This is a genomic window from Corallococcus praedator, from assembly GCF_003612125.1.
In the GTDB taxonomy this organism is placed as follows: domain Bacteria; phylum Myxococcota; class Myxococcia; order Myxococcales; family Myxococcaceae; genus Corallococcus; species Corallococcus praedator.
In genome coordinates this window covers 1-3132 of record NZ_RAWI01000646.1, presented here as the reverse complement: position 1 = coordinate 3132, position 3132 = coordinate 1, and the positions used below count along the sequence as shown (strand labels likewise).

Here is a 3132-nt window from a genome sequence, read left to right as displayed (position 1 = left end):
GACGGGAAGGGCGGGGTGGCCGGGGTGGGCCTCACCTACGACCTGATTGAACGGCACCGGGACACCCAACCCTGGACGGTGTCGGTGGTGGTGCGCCGGGCGTGGACGGACGCGGGCGCTCGCACGGACGTGTCCCTCGACGTGACGGTGCCCCTGGCGATGTTCTTCGGGACCCGGATTCCTGCCCCCGAGGATGCTGGGGCTTCTTCGAAGTAGCCCCAGGGCGGGCCGCATACTATGGAAGTCCCACCATGAACTTCGAGCTGACCGACATCCAGCGCGAGATCCAGCGCCTGTGCCGCGAGTTCGCCGCCAAGGAACTCACCCCCAACGCCCGCAAGTGGGACGAACAGCACGCGTGGCCCTCGGACGCGGTGAAGAAGCTGGCGGAGCTTTCGCTCCTGGGCATCGCCGTGCCGGAGGAGTTTGGCGGCGCGGGCCTGGACAACGTCTGTTACTCCATCGCGATGGAGGAGATCAGCCGCGGCTGTGCCTCCACCGGCGTGATCATGAGCGTGAACAACTCGCTCTACTGCGACCCGGTGTCCAAGTTCGGCACCCCGGAGCAGAAGGAGCAGTTCCTCAAGCCCTTCGCCAGCGGTGAGAAGCTCGGCTGTTTCGGCCTCACGGAGCCGGAGGCCGGCAGCGACGCGGCCGCCCAGAAGACCGTCGCCGTGAAGCGCGGTGACGAGTACGTCATCAACGGCTCCAAGAACTGGATCACCAACGGCCCCAAGGCCGACGCCATCGTGCTCATCACGATGACCAACCGTGAGGCGGGCAACAAGGGCATCACCGCCTTCCTCGTGCCCACCAACACGCCCGGCTTCACCCGCGCGGAGCCCGACAAGAAGATGGGCATCAGCGCCGCCTGGTCCTGCTCCATGTTCTTCGAGGACATGCGCGTGCCGGAGAAGTACCGCCTGGGCAAGGAGGGCGAGGGCTTCAAGGTCGCCATGTCCACGCTGGACGGTGGCCGCATCGGCATCGCGTCGCAGGCGCTGGGCATCGCGCGCGCGGCCTTCGAGGAGGCGGTGCGCTACTCGGGCGAGCGCAAGACGTTCGGCAAGCCCATCCGCGACCACCAGGCCATCCAGTTCATGATCGCGGACATGGCCATGGAGATCGACGCGGCCCGCCTGCTGGTGTGGCGCGCGGCGCTCATGAAGGACAAGGGCCAGCGCCACAGCCCGGAGAGCGCCATGGCCAAGCTGTACGCCAGCGAGATGGCCAGCCGCGTGGCCAACAAGGCCCTGCAGATCCACGGCGGCATGGGCTACAGCAAGGAAATGGACGCCGAGCGCCATGTGCGCGACGCGCGCATCACCGAAATCTACGAGGGGACGAGCGAGATCCAGCGCATCGTCATCTCCGCCAACCTGCTCAAGGAGTAGTCCCCGTCATGAAGCGCGCGCTCCTCCCCGTGCTGATGCTGTCCCTCGGATTCGCCCCTTCCGTGGTCACGGCGCAGGGCACGTCCTCCAAGAAGAAGCCGGCGGCAACGAAGCCCGCGCCGGAAAGCACCCCGTCGGACGAGGCCCCCAAGAAGCCCGCGCCGAAGGATGACGGCCTGGACGTCAGCAAGCTGCCCTTCACCCCGGACTCCATCCGGCAGGTGATGGTGCACAACGCCCCGCGCATCCAGGAGTGCTACGAGAGCCACATGGTGGAGAAGGACAAGAAGGTGGAGGGCAAGCTCATGACCACCTTCACCATCACCGCCGAGGGCGCCGTGCGCAGCGCGAAGGTGGACAGGCACCAGAGCACGCTGAAGGACGCGGGGCTCAACGACTGCGTGGTGTCCGTCCTGATGGTGCTGGACTTCCCCCGGCCTCCGGACGGGCGCGACCACCCCATCGAGTACCCGATCAACCTCAAGGCCGTCGAATAACAACAGGACACCCGCGCCCGTGAACTTCGACCTCACCGAGACCCAGACGCTCATCCGCGACACCGCGCGCAAGTTCGCCAAGGAGCGCGTGGCGCCCAAGGCCCGCGCTGCGGACCGCGCGGAGCACTTCGACCCGGAAGTCTTCAAGGCGCTGGCGGAGGTGGGCCTGCTCGGCGTGAACCTGCCGTCCCAGTACGGCGGCGCCGAGGCGGGCGTCGTCTCCTACGCCCTGGCGATGATGGAGATGGCCGCCGCGGACGCCTCCGTGTCCGTGGCCATGGCCGTCACCAACATGTGCGCGGAGCTCATCCACGCGGTGGGCACCGACGCGCAGCGGGAGAAGTTCGTCACGAAGCTCACCTCCGGTGAGGCCATCGTCGGCGCCTTCGCGCTGTCCGAACCGCACGCGGGCTCCGACCCCGGCGCCATGCTCACCACCGCGGTGAAGCGCGGCGACCGCTACGTGCTCAACGGCAGCAAGCAGTGGATCACCTCCGGCGCGTACGCGGGCGTGATGGTCGTCTGGGCCCGCACGGGCGCGGCCGGCAACAAGGGCCTGTCCTGCTTCATCGTGGAGGGCGGCACCAAGGGCCTCCACGTGGGCAAGCACGAGGACAAGATGGGCCTGCGCGCGTCCAACACCGTGGGCCTCACCTTCGAGGACTGCGAGGTCCCCCTGGAGAACCTCCTGGGCAAGGAGGGCGACGGCTTCCGCCTGGCGATGATGGCGCTGGACGGCGGTCGCATCGGCATCGCGGCGCAGGCGTGCGGCGTGGGCCGGGCGGCGCTGGAGGCCACCGTGTCCTACACCAAGGACCGCAAGGCCTTTGGTCAGGCCGTGGCGGACCTGCAGGGCCCGCGCTTCATGATGGCGGACATGCGCACCCAGCTGGACGCAGCGGAGCTGCTCACCCTGCGCGCCGCCGCCCTCAAGGAGGCGAAGCAGCCGTTCACCCGCGAGGCCTCCATGGCGAAGCTCTTCGCCAGCGAGATGAGCAACAAGGTGGCCGACAAGGCCGTCCAGCTCCACGGCGGCTACGGCTACATCGACGAGTTCCCCGTCGAGCGGTACTTCCGCGACGCCCGCGTGCAGACCATCTACGAGGGCACCAGCGAGGTGCAGCGCATGGTCATCGCCCGCGAGACGTTCCGTCAGCAGGGGTAGGATCAAAGGGCCGTGCGCTCCATTCCCGCCTCGGGCCCCTGGCGCTCCGCCCTTCCCACACCGGGCGGGCGGGCAG

3 protein-coding genes and 1 pseudogene are annotated in these 3132 nt (G+C 68.4%); all 4 read left to right on the top strand.

Annotated features, from left to right (window positions below):
• Positions 1-216: pseudogene (locus tag D7Y13_RS40305) on the top strand (hypothetical protein); the annotation flags it as partial.
• A gap of 35 nt (positions 217-251) precedes the next feature.
• Positions 252-1394, top strand: coding sequence for an acyl-CoA dehydrogenase (locus D7Y13_RS40300; RefSeq protein WP_120538324.1), 1143 nt, complete (start codon positions 252-254; stop codon positions 1392-1394).
• Positions 1395-1402: 8 nt separating this feature from the next.
• Entirely contained in the window at positions 1403-1891 is a 489-nt protein-coding gene (locus tag D7Y13_RS40295; protein ID WP_120586149.1) for an AgmX/PglI C-terminal domain-containing protein, read from the top strand.
• A 19-nt stretch (positions 1892-1910) separates the two neighbouring features.
• Entirely contained in the window at positions 1911-3056 is a 1146-nt protein-coding gene (locus tag D7Y13_RS40290; RefSeq protein ID WP_120538322.1) for an acyl-CoA dehydrogenase family protein, read from the top strand.
• Positions 3057-3132: the final 76 nt, after the last annotated feature.

Bases quoted from the DNA above. Each gene is read 5' to 3' on its own strand.
- D7Y13_RS40300 (WP_120538324.1), top strand. From the start codon at position 252: ATGAACTTCGAGCTGACCGACATCCAGCGCGAGATCCAGCGCCTGTGC.
- D7Y13_RS40295 (WP_120586149.1), top strand. From the start codon at position 1,403: ATGAAGCGCGCGCTCCTCCCCGTGCTGATGCTGTCCCTCGGATTCGCC.